A 21,291-nucleotide genomic window follows, 5' to 3' on the forward strand; every position below is an offset into this window, starting at 1 on the left:
GTCCTCGCCTTAGGAAGATAAATCCTTCACAATCCGCACCGTCTCCATAGCAACTCGCACCACGCGTCCAATGAGGGCCACGATGTAACGCGGGTTCCCCACCTCATCAGCCCAGTCGTTCGGGTCGTTAATGATACCGGAGGCTTTGTCCTTCTTGACCTGATAACGATCAATCAGCCATGCCACCGCTGAACGCGAGCCCAACATATACCCGTCGGCTTCCGCAGGAATACCCGAAATGGTCACGCGCTTGTTGTAAATCAACTTAGTCACGTCATTGACGTTCTTGCCTGTCTCCGGATCCTTGCGCTTGGCCCACCTCATCTTGAGCACACGCCAGGTCTCCCGGTTAGACTCATCCCCCTTAACCTGAATATCCAATGGCCACGGTTCCACAGACTCGTAGCCCACGTGCAGCTCCATCAGCTCTTGGCCCGCAGTAGCAAACTTATCGAACTCCGCACGCGAGCTTGGCGTCTCAATATGCGGCAGCATCTTCTTCAAGTCGGCCGCATACTTCGTGCGGTAAGCAGGGTCATGCAACTTGCCGTACACAAAGTGGAAAATATCATCGCCTGTAATGTCCGCACCCAGCGCATCACGGTAAATCTTCTTGATCTCGTCGGTGATATTGTCCACGCGCGCATAGCCATGAACGATTTCACCAATCTCGCCGTAGACACTGGTTTCGCCTTGCTTTACGACGCTGTTCTCACCAAACAGCGCACCGTCATCCTCCGTTACCGCAGCCCAAGTGAAGCGGGGGAAATACTGCCCGGATCCTGAACCACTAAGGCACAAGTCCGGCACTAACACGGTTGCAATAGCATTGAATCCACGGGCAGCACTACTGGCTGCTGGGATATAAAAACCGATATTCCGGTGCTGCGGAGTCGGGAACATCGATGGCAGTTGATATCGTCGATGATTCAGTTGACTGTCAAAATAAACAATTTGCCGACAGAATGGCCGGTAAAGCCCGAATGCAATGTAACCGAGGCAGTCTAGAGGTAATCGCCTATCCAACTGGTTCTCCAGACTTGATGACCATTTGCTACGTCTAGGATCAACAAACTGGGGATTTCGCTGAAGGAAATCTTTTGCTTTCTGCCCTTGCTGAATTGTTGCCAAAGCCTGAGTGTAAGTATCTTTCAACGTAGCAATTTGCATCTCAAGCTCTGACTTCGAAGTAGCATAAACCCACGCATCTCGATTCGTCTGGAGCCCAGCAGAAAACGTGGTGAAGAAAGTTGTTGAATCGCCTTTCTTTTCGCCAAGCACTGGCCAAGTGCCAAAGGCATCCGAGCGCTGGTTCACCCAGTCACCATAGGTATTAGGAGTGATGGACTCCCATTTAATGGACTCCACCGTTTCTGTATCCACAATCCGAAGCTTGTCCGCCGCAGTCAGGTAATCTCCAATATCCCGGTAGTGCAACTGAAAACCGGACTTTACGGGATTTTTAACTCCGAAAGTGATGGCTACCGTATTCCGCGAACCCGAACCAAAGACCTTTCCGCCTTCCTTGCGGGACTGTTCTCCTGCCGTTCGCTGATTGCCACGAAGGTTAAACACATACAGGTCAGTGAAGTCTTCGGCCATGGATAACCGCACACCGTCGCCAGTGTTGCCGTCAATCCAACCGCCATTTGAAACGAACGCCACTACGCCTTGGTCACCAATGCGATCGGTTGCCCATCGGAAGGCACGTAGGTAGGAGTCATACAGCGAGTTCTTGTTCGTAGCTGTAGATTTCGCGGCGTAAGTTTCAGCGATGCGTTTGTCCAGGCTCGGATACTTCAGATTCGCATTCAAGTCGTTAGCGGACTTCTGGCCTGCTGAATAAGGCGGGTTACCAATCACCACGTTGATTGGAGCGTTCTTCTGGCGCTCGATAGTGGCGTTGTTCTCGCGGAAGATGTTGAGGTCCGGAATGTCTCCTTCCTCATGAATCTGGAAAGTATCGGCCAGAGCAATGTTGGCGAAGGGCACATACTCCGGTGCGGGCTCACCATTGCGCAGCGCTGCTTCTTCGCGCAGTGCATTGTAAGTGGTCTCAATATTCACCGCAGAAACGTAGTAAGCCAGGAGCATGATTTCGGTCGCGAAAAGCTCGTTGGCGTACTTGCGGGCAAGGTCCTCTGGCTTGATGAGGCCGGACTGTAAGAGGCGAACCGTAAAGGTCGAGGTGCCGGCGAAAGGATCGAGGATACAGACGCCTTCGTCGGTAAGCCCCTTGCCGAAGTGCTTCTTGGACACGTCATCCGCAGCGCGCAGAATGAAGTCCACGATTTCGACTGGGGTATAGACGATGCCCAAAGACTCAGCCTGCTTCTTGAAGGCTTTTTGGAAGAAGCGCTCGTAAAGCTCCTTGATGACCTGCTGTTTACCGGAGGCGGAGTTCACTTCAGAGGCTCGAACACGGACGGACTCGTAGAACTTCTCGAGGGACTCGGTTTCGGTATCAAGATTGGCTTCGGAGAGGGCCCCGACCATCTTCTCCATAACCTGGGCCACGGGGTTATGGGTGATGAAGTCGTGGTTCTCGAAAAGAGCGTTGAAGACCGGAGCTGTAATGAGGTGCTGCGAGAGCATTGAAATGGCATCATCTTCGCTGATGCCGTCGTTGAGATTGTTTCGCAGACCCTCAACAAAGCTATCGAATTCTGTGCGGAGGGTGGCATCGGCGCCGTCGACAAGCGCTTTGATGCGCGTGATTTGGTTTTCCGCGATGGTAGCGACGTCGTCCGCCCAATCCTCCCAGTATGTGCGGGTGCCCACTTTGTCGACGAGCTTGGTGTAAATGGCCTCCTGCCACTCTTCCAGAGAGAACAGTGCGAGCTGTTGAGTCAACTCATTGTTATCGGCCAGAGGCTGCGGGTTTTTCACCGATTCGACTTCGGCCTCGTTAATGGCATCGGTTGGAGAAGCGTTCTCAGAATCGGTGTCGGAGCCAGATTTCTGGGAATCCTTTTTGCCAATGTGGTCGACTTCGATTGGAAGCTCTTCGGCAGGGTTCGCTTCGTTCAACGCGATTGAATTGACCTTGGCATTGAAGCGATCATCATGTGCACGCAATGCATTCAAAATCTGCCAGACAACCTTGAAACGCGCGTTGTCATTGAGTGCCTGCGCTGGCGAAACGTCCGGGGCGACTGCGACCGGAAGAATGATGTAGCCGTAGTCCTTGCCTTCGGACTTGCGCATGACGCGCCCCACGGACTGGACCACGTCGACCATGGAATTACGCGGGTTGAAGAAAATCACAGCATCCAGCGCCGGGACATCGACGCCTTCGGACAGACACCGGGCGTTCGTGAGCACGCGAGTGTGCTGTTCAACGGCTGGAGACTCCAACCAAGAAAGCTTCGTGCCTCGCTCAAGGGCGTTCATGCTGCCGTCGACATGCTGCGCAGAGATGGAAACGTCCACGTTGTGCAGAGACACATCATTGAGAACTGCCTTTTCTTCGAGCAGTTCTCGATGCATGTTCACCAGTTGCGGATAGGAATCAGCAATTGTCTGCGATGTCTTGATGTCACGGGCAAACGCCACAGCACGCTGCATAGGTGCGGCATCTTCATCGAAGCCGCCCTTTTTACCTTGCAGAGAACCGGAGCGTTTTGCCAGGCCGTTCCAGGCACCAATCATTGCCGAAGCCATAGTGAGATTGATCTGGCTGTTCTGGCTGCGGTTGATGGCATCGGCGGCTACGGATTCGTCGACCGTCATGACAAGAACCTTGTAGTCGGTGAGCAGGCCTTTTTCTACGGCTTCGCCGAATCCGAGACGATAGAACTCTGGACCGTAGATTGCTTCGTCATCCATGGAGGCGAGTTCGGCTGAGTGGTCCTGTGCCTTGCCCTTGACCGAATCGTCATACAGACGCGGTGTGGCCGTCATGTAGAGACGCTTCGATGCCTTGATGTAGTCGGCATCGTGGATGCGGACGAAGTTACTTGCGTCCTCACCGGCGAGGGTAATACCGGTGGTGCGATGTGCCTCATCGCAAATGACTAGGTCGAAGTCGTCGAGCCCTTGCTGCTGGGCATCGTGAACTGCCGGCAACGACTGGTAGGTGGAGAAGACGATGTGTAGGCCCTTGGCGCGCTTGCCAGATTCAAAGCGCTTGGCAATTTCGGCACCGTTTGTTGATACTGGGACTTCTAAGTCGTAGGTCGCAATATCCTCAGCTTTACGGGAGACCTTCGAGTCCGAGCACACAGCGAAGGTGCGCATGTCGAGGCGCCCTTGTGCTGTCCATTCCTTGAGTGTTTGCGACAGGAGCGAAATGGACGGCACGAGGAAGAGAACCCGAGCCTTCCCCCCCCCATTTTCCTCAGCTACCCGCTCGGCGAGACGAAGAGCGGTGAAAGTTTTACCTGTGCCGCAGGCCATGATGAGCTTGCCACGGTCGTGGGTAGCAAAACCAGCCATGGCGCTATCGATAGCTTCTTGCTGGTGAGGTCGGGGTTCAAAAGTCTCGCGCTGGGAGAGATTGATTTGGATCTCCGAGCCAGGGAATGCGACATCCCAGTTAATCGGAGATTCGGCGATTGCTGCCGTGCCGATACGGCTGGTGGGAATGAGCTGATTAGCGAGGGCTTCTTCTGCGTGCGAGGACCAGTGGTCAGTTGTAGAAATGACGATACGGCTGCCGAAGTGTTCCGGGCCGGACTCAGTGTTGAAGGATCGCCCAGACGCTTCAAAGAATGAATCGAGGTCTGCCTTGGCCAAGCGAGTCGTTGGCATATAGAACTTGCACTGGATGGCTACCCAGGTGCCGTCGTCAATGCGACGTGCGACCAAGTCGATGCCGGTATCAGGCGCTCCCCCGTTGTACTTCCAGTCCGACCAGCGATAGACCTCGTCGAACTGAGTTTTCAGAGTCGGGTCAGTGCGGAAATAGTTGACCATGAGCTTCTCGAAAGCGATGCCATACTTTGCCTTCGGCTGATTATTACGGAGCTGCTCAAGGACCTCTGAAAACTTGGACATGAAGATATTATGCCTTATGAAAACTGCAAGAAATCACTACATACCGTTCGGTGACTACCACCGCCCCGTAAACTAGCTTTCTATGCTAGGAGCGAAAAGGGGCAAACTTACAGACACACATAATTTGCAATCGGCTTCATGAGCGACGCTACATCCCCCCCCCCATCACGCTGTCGAACGCAATAAAATATTTGAGGACAGCAGCATCCCAACGTTATCGCTTGATACCCTATTGATGGTTCACGGGAAGTGCATTATCGGGACAGGTCAGTTCGCCACAGTCAGTAATCTATTCAAAGAGAACTTTAGCGAGCCTTATCAGAAAGCACCCAATCAATCTCCAACGATAATGCCGCTTGCGTCGAAGACTCCGAAGCAATCAGGAAACTTGTACTTAATAAGTACGAGTCCAACGCCACAACCCGCGAATCACGCCTCATCTGATTCCGAATCGAAGCCCATTAACTTGTTAGCATTATCTGCCAGTCTACTTGATCTATCTTCAATAAATCTTTCAAAATTATCGTCGAATAAAGAATGGGGAACAATCGCCGAATCAAGAATTTTATCCAGCATCTCAGGAGCAATTTTGTCCTTGTATTTACTTGGGGCCGCTGATTTAATTTTATTATTGTCAGCAGCTGATATTAACGCAAAATTCGCCAACGGGCTAGCTTTGGCTTGAGACGTTCCGAACTCCCTACGTAAAAACGCCTTCGGCATTAAATGGTGGAGTTGTTCGCGGTTAAAAGCTGCCAATTTTAATTCGCGAGATACAGGCTCTCCCGAGATAAAACTTCGTGGTTTTGCCTGCAAAAGCTGGAGAACAAAAACCTTACTCCGAACAGTGTCCATTCTCAAGTTCTTCTCTGAATAAAATTCGGCAAGAACAGGATTGCCAATCTGATCAAGCTCACTCTTCTCGCCTTTTTTCAACTTTACCATTTCGGTAATATCTTTATTCAAATTACGTTGCGGTTGATTGTTATACCTTTGACCAAAAAATGATCGCCATAGCCAACGCAGAATAGTCTCTCTTTGGTGATTAGTTAAATTAACTTGAGTCCCCGGCTCCTCAGCAAAGAAAACACATAGTGGGACAAGCACGAGACTGTACGGAAGGTGCGATACATCAGCTACAAATAAATTATTCTTGAGGAAATCAATCGCGCCTTTTAACCCATACTCTACTTTTTCGAAGCTATCTCTAACCTCGGCACCATCCAATGACATTAACGATTCTGGATTGGAATTTTTGTTTATTAAAGCGGAGAAGCATTGCAACAGAAGCTTCTTATCTTTACTTATTTCAGCAAATCCGAAATCGCTAAATTCATCAGATAATGAATCAAATTTATTAACCAGCTCAAAATCCTCACTCCATGTCCAAGCGGATAGCAGTTGCAATGTATCAAGTTCGACACCTAAGCGGTTAACCCGTTCAAATACAATCGCAACCTCTCCTCTATTTTCGGTCGATATTTCCTGTACAGGAATCTTGGCCTCTTTAAAGACCTCTTGAACCTTATCGATTTTCACCTTCTGCTCATCAGATAAATTTTCTGTGGCTTTTCTGTAATCGACAGATTCAAAAAATGAATCTACCGGAAAATATTCGTTTCCATCTACTTCATCATCGGAGCTAAAAGCCGTAAACATACTATTTTGAGGTGACTCTTCCGCAGAAAGATTGAAGTAGATACGCGTCCAGGAGCCAGAATCTTGTACCGAATCGGGAATCGGAGTCTTAAAGGTACTGTAGATTGTGGTTATTCGTTGCTGTCCATCAAGTACATATTTGATTGGGAACCCATCTTCCGCCTTCGTGAGTTCAAATGGGCCCAGCTTTCGCTCGGTATTTAACCCCTCCCGAGTTCTCCATAAAATTACTGATCCAATAGGATACTTCTTGTAAATAGAATCTAAAAGGTGTGCCATCAATTCCGGTGTCCACACGAAACCACGTTGGAACGCCGGAACCCTAATTTCTCCACGATCAATACATTGAATTAATTCTCGAATGGACATTTCAGCCATTTTTTAGGCCCCCTGTGTGAATCTTCTAATGATCAATAAATATAGGTACTAAGTACGGTATAGTAAGGGCATTATAGATTAGATTCCCTTTTTAAGTCCCCAACAACCCCAACCTGACCTGCCGCATCCGACACAGCGTCCACACGCTTCACTGCAGGGTCAGCACCCCAGCGCTCGTCCGGCAGAGCACTGACGCCTTCGCGGCCGAAGCCATCAGTCCCCACCACAACGTGACCAGCAGCATCCTCACCAGCACCAAAGCCCTCAGCCAGCGCCACCGCCAGATCCGCTACCAGGCCAGCACCGAACTCTGGGTCCTCGCCCTTATCAATCGCAGCGCGCGAGACAGTGCCGTGATTGCCAACAAACACAATGCCAGCAGCCGGGCGCAGCGTCCCCTCCTCATATTCGACGAACCCGCCGCCCTTCAGGGCCTCCAGTAACAGCTTTCGGTCAGCAGCGGAAGCCCTCTCTCCCCCATCCTTATCCAGCTCCAGCACTGGAGCCAGCGCCTGGCCAGTCTGGCGGCCCGGCTCGCGGCGCTCAGGGTCCAGCTGCACATCAGCCGGCAGCGAGGTAGAAACCGTGTCCTTCAGCTCATCCGCACCAGCGGAAGAGAGGAACTTATCGGTCAGCTTCAACACGCCCGCATCCGGTGCACCAGCAGCGCGCAGAGTCTCGGAAACCCCTGCCAGCTGCTCATCGGTGGCATCGGGAGTCGCGATAACCAGGACAGGCACATCCTTCAAAGAGTCTTTAACAATCTCCCCGACGATGGGCTCGATGATGCGGTTGGCTTCGTCGGCACGAGCTTGCTGCGCATCGGCACGCGCGACGGCGGCATCGCGCTCAGAGGCGGCACCAGTGCCGAAATCAATGCCAGCACCAGCGGGGTTCAGCACATAAGCACCCAGCACAGCACCTGCCGCCACACCGAGGGCAGCACCTGTCACACCGGCTGTAAACTTCCCGCTCCTGCGCTTCTTCGCCATCGCCCGTCCCTTTTCCTTTCGCCGACGCCTCAATCAGCACTGACAGCTGAAAACTCTAGGCGCTCATAGTGCTCTAAATACCGCTAAAACTACTTAAACAGCCCCTGGAACCACAGTGCAATGGAGTTCCAAGTGTCAATCAGATTCTCGCTGACAGAACCATCGCCGGAGGTACCAGCGATAGCGAAGATCACCGCAACGGCGACAAAGATAGCCAGGATTGCCCAGGCCACACCGAAACCACGGCTATTGACCTGGTAGAGGTCGGCGACCATGCGACCGTCGACAAGCTTCTCGCCGACCTTCAAACGCGACAGCAGCGCCGACGGCACGCCGCTTTGATTCTCAGCGTGGTAAATGCTGTCGATGTTCTGCGGGGCGCCTACGGAGACGACCATGTCGGCGTCGTGATGCGCGGCGAAGACCAGCGCCAGGTCAGTGGCGGAATCGGACAGCGCCGGGAAGGTCATGGCGCCAATGCCGAGGTCCTGGATGCGTTCAAGGCCCACCGCGTGACCGTCCGGGTCGGCGGGCAGAATCACGCAGCCGGCAGACCGCAGCGCCTCGGAGTTGATGTTCTCCGGATCGCCGATGATGTAGTCCGGCTCGTACTTCAGGTCGAAGAGCGTGTCGGCGCCTGCATCGACGCCGATGAGCAGCGGCTCGTACTCGCGGATGAAGTTCTTTAGGTCTTCCAGCGTCTCGCGGTGTCCCTCACCAGGGCTGACCACAACGACCTTGCGGCCACGCAGTGGTTCCGTCTCGTCCGGAATGCCCAGGCCATCGATGTAGAGCGGGGACTCGGTCTTGGCGAACTCCACCAAGTTGCCGGAGAGAGCCTCCAGGCGGTCGACCATGCTGGTACGGCCCTCGTCGAAGGCGCGCTCGAGCTCGTCCTGGTCGACCTCATCGCCCTGACCAATCAGGCGGTCACCGTGGTAGAGCTTGCCGTCGTCAAGCCTGCCGTTCTTGCCGTCCTTGAGCTTCTCGAAGACCTCGTCGCCGACGTTCTGCACCATCGAAATGTCGGCATCGCGCATCATCTGCGGGCCGTAATTCGGCACAAAACCCGTGGTAAACGCGCCGGTGTTCACCACTGCGGCGACCTTGGCATCAATCAACTGCTGTGCCAGTGGACGCGAGATATCCGGCGCATCAATCACCACGATGTCGCCTTCGCCCATGCGCTTGAGCGCACGATCCAGGCGGGAACCGTCCCGCACAGTCCCCGAAATGCCAGGAAGATCTTTTTCGTTCCGAGAGAACAGACTCATGGCACTTAGTGAAACATAAGTGCAGCTACTTGGCCGAGAAGGCGCGCCGAGCTTGATCCAGAAGATCTTGCGCATGCGCCCGCCCGGAGTCCGAATCGTCCAAGCCCGCCATCATCCGCGCAAGCTCGTCAATCCGCTCCTCATCGCCCAGGCTCGTCACCTTCGACGACACCGCCCCCGAACGCGCATCCTTGCTGACCACCAAGTGGGTATCCGCAAACGCCGCCACCTGAGGCAAGTGCGTGACGACGATCACCTGGTTATTCACCGCCAACTGCTTCAGGCGCTTGCCAATTTCCACAGCCGCGCGCCCACCAACACCGGCATCGACCTCATCGAAAACCATCGTGTGTCCGGCTTGTCCTTCGGCGAGGACAACTTCCAATGCCAGCATGATGCGGGAGAGCTCACCGCCGGATGCGGATGAGGCCAGCGGGCGCGGCTCGGCACCTTCGTGGGCCCGGAGCTTGAATTCGATATTGTCCACGCCAGCGGGGCCAAAGGTGTCGGCCTTGGTAATCTCCACCACCAGCGAGGTGTGCGGCATAGCCAGGCCCTTGAGTTCCTTGGTCACGGCCTCTTCCAGGTGCTTTGCGGCCTTTGCGCGAGCCTTGGAGAGCTTCCGTGCGGTGGTGCCGAGTTTCTTCTCCGCGGTCTTGATCTCCGCGGTGAGTTTGTCCAGGGCTTCGCCGGAGACATCCAGCGTGGCGAGCTTACGCTCCGCCTTATCCCGCCAGGCCAGGACACCTGCGATGTCCGGGGCGTACTTGCGGGTGAGATTCTTGATCTCCACCTGGCGCTGCATGAGTTTGTCCAGCGACTCGGTTTCCTCCGGCAGGCCAGAGAGAAATGCGCCGAGACCAGCAGAGATCTCGGAGAGCTGGCTGGTCAGCTCATTGAGCTGGTTGGAAAACTCGGTGAGCTCCTCGTCGTCTGCGGCGGCGAGCTCATTTGCTGCGGCGCCGAGAAGTTCGGCGGCTCCGGAGTCCTCGGTGGCGGCATCCGTACCGGTCACGCTCACGGCGGCGGCACCATCGATGGCGGCTAGCGCCACGGCTGCAGCGTCGCGGAGACCATCCAGGTCCTGTATGCGGCGAATCTGCGAGGCCAGGTCCTGGTCTTCGTCTGGTTCGGGTGAGACTGCGTCGATTTCTTCGATGGCGAAGCTGAGTTGGTCGGCACGCATGGCCAACTCACGGCGCTTGGAGGTCTTCTCTTCTAATTCTTTGACCAGGGAGCGCCAGTGTGCGCGTTGCTGACGGTAGCTTTCACGCGTTGGTGCGATCGTTCCGGCATCCATGCGGTCGATGGCCGCACGCTGCTCATCGGCGCTTTGTAGGCGCAACTGATCATTCTGGCCGTGAATGGCGATGAGCCGCGTGGAGACATCTGCCAATGCCGCAGCCGAGGCACTGCGGCCACCAACCCACGCCCGGGAGCGGCCTTTCGCGGAGACCTGACGGGCAAGCAGGTACTCATCATTCTCATCGCGCTCGCCGCCGAGCTCAGAAACCACAGCATCGATGGTGGCTGACTCTTCCTCCGAGAGGTGCTCAGTGGAAACGCGGCCTTCCACCAAGGCCTTGTCGGCGCCCGTGCGCACGCGGCCGGCGTCGGCACGCGCGCCACAGAGCAACTTGAGGCTTGTGACCACCATGGTCTTACCCGCACCGGTTTCACCTGTGAGAACGGTCAGGCCTGGGCTGAATTCAAGCGTCGCATCGGGAATAACGCCGAGGTCGCGGATGGAAATCTCAGTCAGCATGGCGCCTGCCATCAGTCCTTCCCTTGAAGTTGGGGGCCGCGGGCACGGTCCCGGTTGTGGAGTCTCGTGACGGCTCTTGTCTGCCGTGTTTAGGGGCTATTGGGCTTCGGCGGGGCCGCGCCACCCGGACGTCGGCAAGCGGAACTTGTGCACCAGACGATCGGCGAACGGTTGATTGTCCAGACGCACCCAGCGCACCGGCTGCGCGCCGCGCTCGATTTCAATGCGGCTTCCCGGAGGCATGATGATGTTGCGGAAGCCGTCGAGCACCGCGACCGCCTCGGCGGTGTCGTGGTTGGTCTCAATGGCGATCGTCGAATGCGGGGAAATCACCAGCGGTCGGGAGAACAGCGCGTGGGCGTTGTTGGGCACGACCAGCATCGCGTCGAGCTCCGGCCAGAGCACCGGACCACCTGCGGAAAAGGCATACGCAGTGGAGCCGGTCGGCGTGGAAATCAGCACGCCATCGCAGCCGTAGGAACTCACCGGGCGGCCATCGACCTCCAGGATGACGTCCAGCACGCCACGACGGTTGACATTTTCGATGCTGACTTCGTTCAGCGCCCAACCGGAGCCAATCACACGACCGGTGGTGTCACGTACGGTGGCGCGGATGGTCATGCGGTCTTCGATACGCCAGGAACGCTTGATGACGCGACTAATCGCCTCCGTCATGGACTCCTGCTCCCACTCGGCGAGGAAGCCCACGTGTCCCATGTTGATACCGAGCACCGGCAGGTCAGCCGAATGCGCAATATCTGCGGCCCGCAGGAAGGTGCCGTCGCCGCCGAGGACGAGGACGAGTTCGCATCCCGACGCCGCCTGCGGGGAATGCCAGTAACGCGGGTACTTGCCGAGCGTTGGGTGCGCGGCCAGCGCCTCCGGGTTCTTACCGGCCAGCACGCGGATATCGATACCCGCGGCCTCAAGCAGCTCAGCCGCCTCGGCGGCCATTTCCAGGTTGGCGCTACGGCCGGTGTGCGGGACCAGCAGAATCTCGCGCTTGCCGGCGCTGGTCTTGGGCTTGCTAATCCCTGAGCTGCTCCTCGCGCTAGTCGGCGAGCCGGTCGGTGATTCGGTCGGTGAGCTAGTCATTGTGCGGTCCCTCCTCAACAGCCTTAGCGATGGCCGCAGCCATAGCCTCATCACCAATATCGCTGGCGCCGCCGTCTTTCACCAGCCACAGGAAGAACTCCACGTTGCCACTAGGACCCGGCAGTGGGCTGGCCACAGCCGCGCGGAAGGACAACCCCAGCGTGCGGGCGTACTCGGCGACTTCCTGGACAACTTCCTGACGCAGTGCATCGCTACGCACAACGCCACCGGAGCCAAGGCGCTCCTTACCCACCTCGAACTGCGGCTTGACCATCGGCAGCAGGTCAGCGCCCTCGTCGAGGCAGGAGACAATCGCTGGCAGCACCAGCTTCAAAGAAATAAACGACAGATCGCCGACCATGACATCGGCCGTGCCACCGAGAATCTCCGGGGTCAGCGTGCGGACATTAGTTCGGTCGAGCACAACCACCCGCGGATCATCCTGCAAGCGCCAAATCAGCTGACCGTAGCCGACATCGACGGCGTAGACGGTGTCGACATCGCGGCGCAGGCACACATCGGTGAAACCGCCCGTGGAGGCACCGGCATCCAGCACCTTCCGGCTCTTCAAGTCCAGCCCTTGCGGCTCGAAAGCTTCCAGCGCGCCGAGCAGCTTGTGTGCACCGCGCGAAGCCCAGTTCTCGTCCTCTTCCAGGCCACTGACGCGAATGGACACATCGCCCGTCACCGCGGTCGCGGGCTTGGAGGCGACAAAACCACCGACCTCAACTCGGCCGGCTTTAATCATGTCCACTGCCGCCTCACGGGAGCGAGCAATCCTCCTTCGCACCAGCTCCGCATCGAGCCTGCGCTTAGGAGCTTTCTTTGCCACCGCGTTCACTTTCCTTCCCTGCGTGACGAGCCCAGGGCCTCATACAAAATCTCATGCGCCCGCTCGAACTGCGCGACTCTCTCCTGCGGAGTCGGCGCAGGCGCGGACAGTGCGGCCGCCACCTGCTCGCGAACCTGCTCCGGAGTAACCTCGCGCGCACCGGGCATCGCCGCCGGGCTAGGTGCAGGGCTCGGTACAGATGCAGAACCAGGCTTCGTCCCCGGCACCGGACCAACACCCGACCCCTGCCCCTGCCCCTGCCCCGGCTTCGGTGCAACCTCACTCATCGGCTATCACATCCGCCAGGCAGCCAGCGCCGCCTCAGCAGCCGGGCCCTCTGCGCGGACCTGCGCGACCTCGACTGCGCCAGCACGACCAGCCTCAGAGTTCCACACCACATCCACGACCGTCAGCAGAGCCGCCACCGCGGCCTCCGCTGGGTTCGCCAACCGAGGATCCTCCGTGTCACCGCCAGAAAGAACGATGACACCGGCCTCCGCGTCGTCGTAACGCGCGGTGAAACCAGCCTGCGGAGCCGGGCGTGCCTGATCCAGCTCACGGTTCAGCGCGGTCATGTCAGCACCGATGAGCGTCGGACGGTGCTCGGGCGGCGCTGCGACGACATCCATATGCGTGGAAACGCCCGTGACCACCATAAACGTGTCCATCTTCGCAGCATTTCCACCCGCGATGTCGGTATCCAGACGATCCCCAATCGCCAGCGGACTCTTCGCGCCCATACGCTCCGCAGCCTTAATGAACATCGGCGGCTTCGGCTTACCCGCCGACAGCGGCGCAACACCCGTGGTCGTCGAAATCGCCGCAGCGACCGAACCATTGCCGACCAAAAAACCGCGCTCCGACGGCAGCGTCGTATCCAAATTCGACACCAGGAAGCGCGCACCTCGCGACACCGCCAGCGCCGCCTCCGACATCTGCTTCCACGTCATCTCACGGTTGAGCCCCTGGAACACCGCCGCAGGGTTGTCATCAGCGGAATCCACCAGCGTGTACCCCGCCTCACGAGCCAGCTGCTTAAACGACTCCGCACCCAACACAAAAACGTTCGAGCCCGGCTCAATGATCTCCGCCGCCATCTCAATGGCCGCCTGCGCCGACGTCATCACATCGTCCGCGTGAACGTCATAGCCCAGCCCATTGAGCTGATCTGCCACCGTCTGCGGCGCACGGGAGGCGTTGTTCGTAATGAACACCATCGGCAGCGCTGCCTCGGTCAGCCCCTCCAGCGCGTTCGGAATCGCCGCGCCGCCCTCGTAAATCGTGCCATCCAGATCTAACAGAGCGGCATCATAGGAAGAAGCGACAGAAGCCATGGGGTGCATTTCTCCTTTTACGAAATAGGAACGCTTTACGACGAATTGTAGATGCGCAGCCGCATCGCGCCAGCGGTGGATGGTTTTGCGAGTCGGGCAGCTGGGCTGTTTACTTGCTCAGCTCTTCGATGCGCTCGCGAGCATCGAGCATCTGGTCGACATCGATCTTGGCGCAGCGGGTAAACCACACCTTGGCATCGTCTTTACGGCCGGCCTCCACCAGCGCATCGGCGTAGGCGTAGAACAGACGAGCTGCTTCGAAGTCCTCGCGATCCGGGTTTAGATCCTGGGTCTCCAGCTCAACCAGAGCCTCATCAATCTGGCCCATATCGCGGCGAGCACCTGCGGCGACGATAGCCAGCTCAGTCTTGGACTCGTTGTCCAGCTGCTTGGCTTCCTCGGAGCGAGCCAGCTCGATGGCCTTCTCTGGACGGCCGAGGCCGCGCTCACAGTCCGCCATCACCGCGATCATGCCCGGGCCACCAGAGATGCGACGAGCAGCACGCAACTCAGCCAGGGCTTCCTTCCACTCACCTGCGTGGTAAGCGGCGACACCAGCTGTCTCACGAACGACACCGACGCGACCTGCGCGGTCCTTCGCTGCGCGGGCGTGCTCCAGGGCACGCTGCGGGTCTTCAGCCATCAGGACTGCGGCCATAATCATGTGCCGAGCGACCTTGTCGGCGTTGTCCTTAGCCAGGCTCTTCAGATCCTGGCGCACGCTCGGGTCGAGCTCGTCTGCACGAATGTCATCAGGCAGCTTCGGCTCGTTCTTGCGGGCCTCAATGCGCTCCTCGCGGAAACCTGGGCGCTGCGGGCCGGTGCGGTGCGTACGCTTCTCATCCTGGAAGCGGCCACCACGGTTGGAGCGACGTGGCTTGCCACCACGACGGTCGAAGTTGCGGCCTCCCTGTCCACCGCGTCCGCCCGGGCCGCGACGATCATTGCGGTCGCCCCGGTCGTTGCGGTTGTAACCGCGCTCGCCGCGCTCATTACGATCATCACGATTGTTGCGGTTGTAACCACGACCGCCACGACCACCGCGCTCATTGCGGTCACCGCGGTTAAAGTCACGATCGTCGCGATCATCACGACGGAAGCCCCGCGAACCACGGGAATCACGGTTACCGCCATGACCACCGTGACCACCACGGCCACGGCCACCTGGGCCACCGCCCTGTCCACGACGATCGTTGCGGTTGCGCCCGTTAAAGCCGCCCTCGCCACGACCATGGGAACGGTTAGACCCGCGGTTTCCGCGATTTCCTCGGCCTTCGCCGGAACGAGGACCTTCGTGCTCAGCCATGAAGTCGGAGCTCCTTATATGTAATGAGTAAAAGAATTTATGTGTTTTCAGGCTACCAGTAACCCCGGATTGCCTGGTGGCCTACCTAAAAGACCAAACTTTCATACTACTGCTAAGACCTGCCTACATTCCAGCCCAACAAACGCGCAGAACCTGTGGCTTTCCCCACTGCCTGGGACAAATCCCAGACAGCCAGGCCAACCCAGTCGTCTGTAGTGAACTGCGCAGTAGCGGTGGTTCCCTCGACGCGGAGCTCATGCTCGGCATCCGAAAGCCCGTCTGGCACGGCGAGGTTGGCGCCCAGGGCGTCGTTAAGCAATGCCTTGAGGGCGCGGGCATTACCCTGCTCAGCGCGATGTGCGGCGCGGCGGAAAACAGTGAGCGCTTCCTTGGCTGCGTCCTCGGGTGCCACGGTGGTGTCGGCAGCGAGGTCAAAGAGACCCTCCTGCTCGAAGGTTGCGGTCTTGGGTGCCTTGGAGTCGGAAGAAGGCGTGGCGGGCGTGGTTTTTGTCGGCGCTGCATTCGCCTGTGCTGCATTCGTCTGCCCGCGACTCCCCGCGCCGGCGAAACCTGGTCCTTCGGGCACTGCGGTGCCCTTCTGATACGCCGTGGCGGCGGCTCGGGCGCGCTGATCAGCGGCCTCGTTCATGTCGTGGCCGGAGTGTCCCTTAACCCACTCGAGGTGGATATTGCGACCGACGAGCAGCTGGTCGATGTCCTGCAAAATATCGACGTTGAGGACGGGCTTGCCGTCGCGCTTCTTCCATCCCTTGCGCTTCCACCCCGGCATCCACTTGGTGACGGAGTTGATCACGTACTGCGAATCACACAGTACGAAAAGTGGCTCGTCGGGGATGTGAGCGGTGGCGCGGAGCAGCTCGGCAAGAGCAGTGAGTTCCCCGCGGTTGTTGGTTCCCTCTTTCCAACCGCCGGCGGCCCAGCAGCTGTCGTCGATATACCAGCACCACCCGGCAGGTCCGGGGTTGTGCAAGGCGGAACCGTCAACGGCAGCAGTAATAGTCATGAGGCTAGATTGTATCGGCTGCGTGGGGCCGGCCAGGAATTGCCTTAAGAGCCGTAGCAGGCGACCGGGCCGTGCGGGCCCTCGACGATGTCAATCTGAGTGTTGAAGATTGGGCTCAGCACCTCCGAACGCATCAGCTCCGCGGTTGGGCCGTGCTCAACAATCTGGCCGTCTTTCACCGCACAGATGTAATCGGCGTAGCGAGCCGCGAAATTGATGTCATGCAACACCACCACCATCGTGCGCCCCAACTCGCGCACTGCAGTGCGCAGGTACGACATGATGTCGACCGAATGAGAAATGTCCAGGTTGTTCAACGGCTCGTCGAGAAGCACGTAATCCGTCTCCTGACAGAGCACCATTGCGACATACGCGCGCTGACGCTGACCGCCCGAGAGCTCGTCGAGGTAGCGGCCCTGGAGCGACTCGAGGTTGAGGAACTCGATGTACTGAGAGATGATGCGCTCATCCTCGGCGGTCAGGCGCCCCTGGCTGTATGGGAAGCGGCCGAAGCTGACTAGCTGGCGCACGGTGAGACGGGTGACGAAGTGATTGTCCTGACGCAGAATCGACAGCACCTTCGCCAGATCCTTCGACTTGGTCTTGCCCACGTTGTACGGGCCGACGTTGATGTCGCCGGAATCGACGGCCAGAAGGCGGCCAATCATAGTCAAGAGCGTGGACTTGCCCGCACCGTTCGGTCCGATCAGCGCCGTGATGGAGTTGGTCGGAATTTCCAGGTCAACGGGGCCAATTGACACCTCGCTGGTATAGCTCTTACTTACGCTGTCGAGGAGAATCATAGCCGTCCCTTCTTCAAAACGACGTAGAGGAAGATCGAACCGCCAACCAGCTCGATAATGATGGACACCACGCCCTGAGCGTAGAAAACGTGATTGAGAATGAAATACGCACCGGCCAACGTGACGTAACCGATCAGCCCCGCCATCGGCAGTACAAAGCGATGGTCATAGGTATCCGCAGCCTGGTACGCAATGGTCGCGACCAGGAAGCCCAGGAAGGTCATCGGGCCGACCATGGCCGTCGATACTGCCATTAGCACCGACACCGCGACCAGCACGGTGATAGACCGAACCTGGTAATTCACGCCCAGATTCGTCGCAACCTCACGGCCTAGCGACATCACGTTCAGCGCCCGCGAATGCAGCGCAATCACGACGACGGCCACTATCACTAGCGGAATCGCCACCGGGAAAAACTCCGGATCAGCGTTATTGACAGAACCGAACAGACGCGCCGTCAACAGGTCAAAGTCCGAGGGCGTCAGCATCCGCTGCATGAACGTCGATACCGAGGCCAACCCGCCACCGATGACGATGCCCACCAGCAGCATGCTGTGCATATCCGCACCCTGCCCAGTCAGCAGCCACGCGTACAGCACCAGCGACAGCCCCACCATCAGCGCGAGCTGCAGAACAAACGCCCCAACCGAGCCAGCATTCATCAGACCCGTCGCGCCGAGGAAGTAGACCGCGGCGGTACTGATAGCCACGTACAGCGCTTCAAAGCCCATAATCGACGGGGTAATAATTCGGTTATTCGCAATCGACTGGAACGCCACCGTCGCAATTGCATGACAGCAGGCAACCACAATCATGGCAATCACGGCGTCAAGGCGCCGACGCGCAATCAGCCAAAAGCCCTCCGTGCCGAACGGCAACGGATTGTCCCACGCAAGCAGGCCTGCGGTAAACAACGTCGCCAAGCCCACCAGCACAGCAATGATGATCCAGTACCTGCGCGCCGCGGCACCCGTGCTAAACGACGTCGTTTGCGGGCCAACCTGGTTGGCCATCGCGTGAGTTGAACTGAGATTAAGCACGACGCCGCTCCGCAATCAGATAGACGAAAATGGCAGCACCCAGGATGCCGAGAATCACCGATACCGGAATCTCGAAGGGGGCGATAATGACGCGGCCAATTATGTCCGCGACCGTCACGATGGCAATGCCCACCAGGCACACCCATGGCAAATTGGAGCGCAGGTCATCGCCACGAAACATGGAGACGATATTCGGGACGACGAGCCCCAGGAAAGGCAGGTTGCCCACCACTACTGTGACTAGACCTGTTGCAATCGCGATTAGTCCCGTGCCCAGGAACACGATTCGCTTGTAGTTCAGGCCAACGTTGGTCGCGATATCCTCACCAAGGCCCGCTACCGTCAGCCGATCGCTGAACACGAAGACAATCGCGACCACAATGACGACAAGCCACAGGAATTCGTACTGCCCTTTATAAATATCAGTGAAGGAGCCTGCGAACCAGACGCTCAGCGACTGCAGCATGTCTGTCTGCAACGCAAAGAAAGTCGAAATCGAACTGACTACCGCGCCCAGCATGATGCCCACGATGGGCACGACCAAACTCGACTTCAACGTCACTCGGCGCAAGAACAGGAAGAACACTGCTGTGCCGATGAAAGCGAAGATAATCGCGCCGCTCATCCGGCCGAGCAACGACGCCGAGGGGAAGAAATACATCACGAAGATCAGGCCAAGCCCAGCCCATTCCGTAGTTCCCGTGGTGGTGGGTTCGACAAACTTGTTGTGCGTAAGCAGCTGCATGACCAGGCCACACATCGCCATCGCGGCACCCGAGAGCACTAGTGCAATGGTGCGCGGAATACGCGTGGTGGCGAACATCTCCCAGCCGTCGTCGGCGCCCAGGATGTCGTATTGGCCTACAAACAGCGACATAGCCACCAGGACTGCCACAACGGCAATCCCAATGGCTAATCGGGGTTCCAGTAACTTCTGCATAGAGTTGGTGAGGTACTCCTGTGCCTGGTCAGAGAACTATTAGGCCTGCTCGAAGGCGTCGGCAAGCTCGTTCAGAATCTCCGTGTACGTGATGATGGACTCGTTGGTATAAGTGTCCTCTGGGGCATAGTAGATGTTGCCCTCCTTGACGGCCTTCACGTTCTTCAGCGGAGCAGCTTCCTCGACCACAGACTGTGCCGAGCGGTACTCATCAGTACCGCGCACCGAGGTGCCAGCATCGCGGTCGAGAACCATGATGAAGTCCGGGTTCGCCTTAGCGATGGACTCGGCGGAAATCTCATCACCCTGGTGGTCATCGCTGGCCTTGTCGACCTCCAGCGCCGGCTTCATGCCAATCAGATCAAACAGCGGACCAAAGGTACGGCCAACGGTCGGAGCAATGTAGCCGAGCGTGCCTCCCGACGAGTTCAGCGCCATAACCTTCACGTCCGGGTTGTAAGCCTTCCGAGCGCGCTCCAGGGCCTTGTCGAAGTCCGCGATTAGCTGGTCGGCTTCCTTCTCCTTACCGAAGACGGTGCCCATGCCCTTGGCGTGACGCTTGAGCTCCTCATCCAGCGGCTTGCCCTCGCGTGGCTCGAAGTCCACGATGGCGGAGTTCGGAGCGAGCTTCTTGAGGTCGTCGTAGTACTTGTCGAAACGCTGACCGGTGACAATCAGATCCGGGTCGGCGGCTGCAACAATCTCGAGGTTCGGCTCGCGGTGATTACCGATGTCCTGAACGTCGGGGTTGTCCTTGTAGTCGGAAACCGTAAACGGGATAATCGCCTTCGGAGCTGCAGCCAGCTTAATGCCCCACTGATCGAGCATCTCGAAGGAACGGTTGTCCGTGGCCACAACAGTGTCAATTTCGGCCGGCACGGTCTGCTCACCGTGATTATCAGTAACGGTAACAGTTGCCTCGTTACCTGCAGCTGCAGACTTATCCTCGTTGCCGGCATCGGCAGAACATGCGCCAAGAACAAGTCCAAGGCTAGCAACAGATGCGGCTACGATATTGCGGACATTGCGAATTCGGCCGGAGTTAGAACGCACCATTTAAAGGCATCCCTTCGGTCACAGTAGGATTGTTGAGCAAACGTCACTTAGACGCCATCACCCAATCACTTACTTAGGTAATCATTACCTGCGTAACCTTACCTTAGGATTCCCTATTTAACAAGTAAATACGTTGTTAATTTGCGCAATATTTAGGGTCGAGTTCTTCTAGCTGTTTAGTATTGGCTTATTTATGCAGGTGGCGGCTAGTTTGCAGCGTTCAATAACGGGGCAACTTGTGCATCATCTAAGGTAACGTGCGCATTATCGAAGCATGCTTGAGCCTCACTGGGCACAGCTGCGAATAAGCTTGCGGGCTTTGCTTGTGAGTATGGACTTTGCGTGTGGACATGGGCTGCAAGGCTTGAATACGGGCTACAGGCGTGCACACGGACTACAGGCGATAATTGGGGACTGCAGGCGTAATACGGGCTGCAAATGTGAAACTGTGTGAGTTTATGACACTTTCAAGCCATTTTTCGCGCCATTTCTGTCATAAACGCAGTCAGTAACTCGGATTTACCCGCAGCCGCTGCCATAAACGTAGACACTAACCCCGCGTTGACCCGTCCCTGACAGCCATAAAGGAGTCAGTAGCTCGCATTGGGGCAAGCAACGAAGGGTGCCAACCGGGCAATCCGCTAAACGGGCACGCTTGTATCCATTAACCCGGATACCCTTTGCCCTTTAGTCCCCGAGACACCGGCAAGTACGGCTTCCGCTGCCGACCGGACCAACCCCTGTTTAATATGGTTTACTCATGGGTAAAACAAAAGCGGGCCGCGGCCACCACCC

Annotated in this window: 15 protein-coding genes; all 15 read right to left on the reverse strand. The window is 57.4% G+C overall.

Features of this window, described 5'->3' with window-relative positions:
• Positions 1-9: 9 nt before the first annotated feature.
• The 15 genes from HMPREF2847_RS00085 to HMPREF2847_RS00155 all read right to left on the reverse strand — a co-directional run bounded on the left by HMPREF2847_RS00085 (position 10) and on the right by HMPREF2847_RS00155 (position 20,496).
• Complete coding sequence (locus tag HMPREF2847_RS00085; protein WP_070851076.1) at positions 10-4,998, reverse strand: DEAD/DEAH box helicase; 4,989 nt, start codon at positions 4,996-4,998, stop codon at positions 10-12.
• Between the two features lie 429 nt (positions 4,999-5,427).
• The gene (locus tag HMPREF2847_RS00090; protein ID WP_070851077.1) at positions 5,428-7,035 is read right to left on the reverse strand and encodes a DUF262 domain-containing protein; all 1,608 of its coding nucleotides are present in this window, start codon (positions 7,033-7,035) and stop codon (positions 5,428-5,430) included.
• A 71-nt stretch (positions 7,036-7,106) separates the two neighbouring features.
• Positions 7,107-8,027, reverse strand: coding sequence for a copper transporter (locus HMPREF2847_RS00095; RefSeq protein ID WP_070851078.1), 921 nt, complete (start codon positions 8,025-8,027; stop codon positions 7,107-7,109).
• An 89-nt stretch (positions 8,028-8,116) separates the two neighbouring features.
• Entirely contained in the window at positions 8,117-9,301 is a 1,185-nt protein-coding gene (gene steA / locus HMPREF2847_RS00100) for a putative cytokinetic ring protein SteA (RefSeq protein WP_070851080.1), read from the reverse strand.
• A 25-nt stretch (positions 9,302-9,326) separates the two neighbouring features.
• Entirely contained in the window at positions 9,327-11,066 is a 1,740-nt protein-coding gene (recN, locus tag HMPREF2847_RS00105; RefSeq protein WP_070851098.1) for a DNA repair protein RecN, read from the reverse strand.
• 96 nt (positions 11,067-11,162) lie between these two features.
• Positions 11,163-12,161, reverse strand: a complete 999-nt coding sequence (locus tag HMPREF2847_RS00110) for an NAD kinase (RefSeq protein WP_070851081.1) — start codon at positions 12,159-12,161, stop codon at positions 11,163-11,165.
• Complete coding sequence (locus tag HMPREF2847_RS00115) at positions 12,154-12,993, reverse strand: TlyA family RNA methyltransferase (RefSeq protein WP_070851100.1); 840 nt, start codon at positions 12,991-12,993, stop codon at positions 12,154-12,156. Before HMPREF2847_RS00115 ends, HMPREF2847_RS00110 begins: the two co-directional genes overlap by 8 nt.
• Before the next feature lie 5 nt (positions 12,994-12,998).
• Positions 12,999-13,280: a hypothetical protein gene (locus HMPREF2847_RS00120; RefSeq protein WP_070851082.1), complete on the reverse strand. Its 282-nt coding sequence runs from the start codon at positions 13,278-13,280 to the stop codon at positions 12,999-13,001.
• Between the two features lie 6 nt (positions 13,281-13,286).
• A complete protein-coding gene (locus HMPREF2847_RS00125) occupies positions 13,287-14,327 on the reverse strand; it encodes an HAD-IIA family hydrolase (RefSeq protein WP_070851084.1) in 1,041 nt (346 codons plus the stop codon).
• A gap of 109 nt (positions 14,328-14,436) precedes the next feature.
• A complete protein-coding gene (locus HMPREF2847_RS00130) occupies positions 14,437-15,633 on the reverse strand; it encodes a tetratricopeptide repeat protein (protein ID WP_070851085.1) in 1,197 nt (398 codons plus the stop codon).
• A 112-nt stretch (positions 15,634-15,745) separates the two neighbouring features.
• The gene (locus HMPREF2847_RS00135; RefSeq protein ID WP_070851087.1) at positions 15,746-16,657 is read right to left on the reverse strand and encodes an RNase H family protein; all 912 of its coding nucleotides are present in this window, start codon (positions 16,655-16,657) and stop codon (positions 15,746-15,748) included.
• A 44-nt stretch (positions 16,658-16,701) separates the two neighbouring features.
• Positions 16,702-17,460 (reverse strand): iron ABC transporter ATP-binding protein, encoded by a 759-nt coding sequence (locus tag HMPREF2847_RS00140; protein ID WP_070851089.1) that lies wholly within the window; start codon positions 17,458-17,460, stop codon positions 16,702-16,704.
• Positions 17,457-18,473, reverse strand: coding sequence for an iron chelate uptake ABC transporter family permease subunit (locus HMPREF2847_RS00145; RefSeq protein WP_070851091.1), 1,017 nt, complete (start codon positions 18,471-18,473; stop codon positions 17,457-17,459). The genes HMPREF2847_RS00140 and HMPREF2847_RS00145 overlap by 4 nt, the downstream gene beginning before the upstream one ends.
• A 19-nt stretch (positions 18,474-18,492) precedes the next feature.
• Positions 18,493-19,440 carry an ABC transporter permease gene (locus HMPREF2847_RS00150; protein ID WP_070851093.1) on the reverse strand — a complete coding sequence of 316 codons (948 nt, stop codon included), beginning with the start codon at positions 19,438-19,440 and terminating at the stop codon, positions 18,493-18,495.
• Between the two features lie 39 nt (positions 19,441-19,479).
• Positions 19,480-20,496 carry a siderophore ABC transporter substrate-binding protein gene (locus tag HMPREF2847_RS00155; protein ID WP_070851094.1) on the reverse strand — a complete coding sequence of 339 codons (1,017 nt, stop codon included), beginning with the start codon at positions 20,494-20,496 and terminating at the stop codon, positions 19,480-19,482.
• Positions 20,497-21,291: the final 795 nt, after the last annotated feature.

Origin of the sequence: Corynebacterium sp. HMSC074C03 (assembly GCF_001838285.1) — a bacterium.
Lineage (GTDB): Bacteria > Actinomycetota > Actinomycetes > Mycobacteriales > Mycobacteriaceae > Corynebacterium > Corynebacterium amycolatum.

Bases quoted from the DNA above. Each gene is read 5' to 3' on its own strand.
- steA (WP_070851080.1), bottom strand. From the start codon at position 9,301: ATGAGTCTGTTCTCTCGGAACGAAAAAGATCTTCCTGGCATTTCGGGG.
- HMPREF2847_RS00145 (WP_070851091.1), bottom strand. From the start codon at position 18,473: ATGGCCAACCAGGTTGGCCCGCAAACGACGTCGTTTAGCACGGGTGCC.
- HMPREF2847_RS00135 (WP_070851087.1), bottom strand. From the start codon at position 16,657: ATGACTATTACTGCTGCCGTTGACGGTTCCGCCTTGCACAACCCCGGA.
- HMPREF2847_RS00130 (WP_070851085.1), bottom strand. From the start codon at position 15,633: ATGGCTGAGCACGAAGGTCCTCGTTCCGGCGAAGGCCGAGGAAATCGC.
- HMPREF2847_RS00085 (WP_070851076.1), bottom strand. From the start codon at position 4,998: ATGTCCAAGTTTTCAGAGGTCCTTGAGCAGCTCCGTAATAATCAGCCG.
- HMPREF2847_RS00125 (WP_070851084.1), bottom strand. From the start codon at position 14,327: ATGGCTTCTGTCGCTTCTTCCTATGATGCCGCTCTGTTAGATCTGGAT.
- HMPREF2847_RS00150 (WP_070851093.1), bottom strand. From the start codon at position 19,440: ATGCAGAAGTTACTGGAACCCCGATTAGCCATTGGGATTGCCGTTGTG.
- HMPREF2847_RS00140 (WP_070851089.1), bottom strand. From the start codon at position 17,460: ATGATTCTCCTCGACAGCGTAAGTAAGAGCTATACCAGCGAGGTGTCA.
- recN (WP_070851098.1), bottom strand. From the start codon at position 11,066: ATGCTGACTGAGATTTCCATCCGCGACCTCGGCGTTATTCCCGATGCG.
- HMPREF2847_RS00155 (WP_070851094.1), bottom strand. From the start codon at position 20,496: ATGGTGCGTTCTAACTCCGGCCGAATTCGCAATGTCCGCAATATCGTA.
- HMPREF2847_RS00110 (WP_070851081.1), bottom strand. From the start codon at position 12,161: ATGACTAGCTCACCGACCGAATCACCGACCGGCTCGCCGACTAGCGCG.
- HMPREF2847_RS00090 (WP_070851077.1), bottom strand. From the start codon at position 7,035: ATGGCTGAAATGTCCATTCGAGAATTAATTCAATGTATTGATCGTGGA.
- HMPREF2847_RS00120 (WP_070851082.1), bottom strand. From the start codon at position 13,280: ATGAGTGAGGTTGCACCGAAGCCGGGGCAGGGGCAGGGGCAGGGGTCG.
- HMPREF2847_RS00095 (WP_070851078.1), bottom strand. From the start codon at position 8,027: ATGGCGAAGAAGCGCAGGAGCGGGAAGTTTACAGCCGGTGTGACAGGT.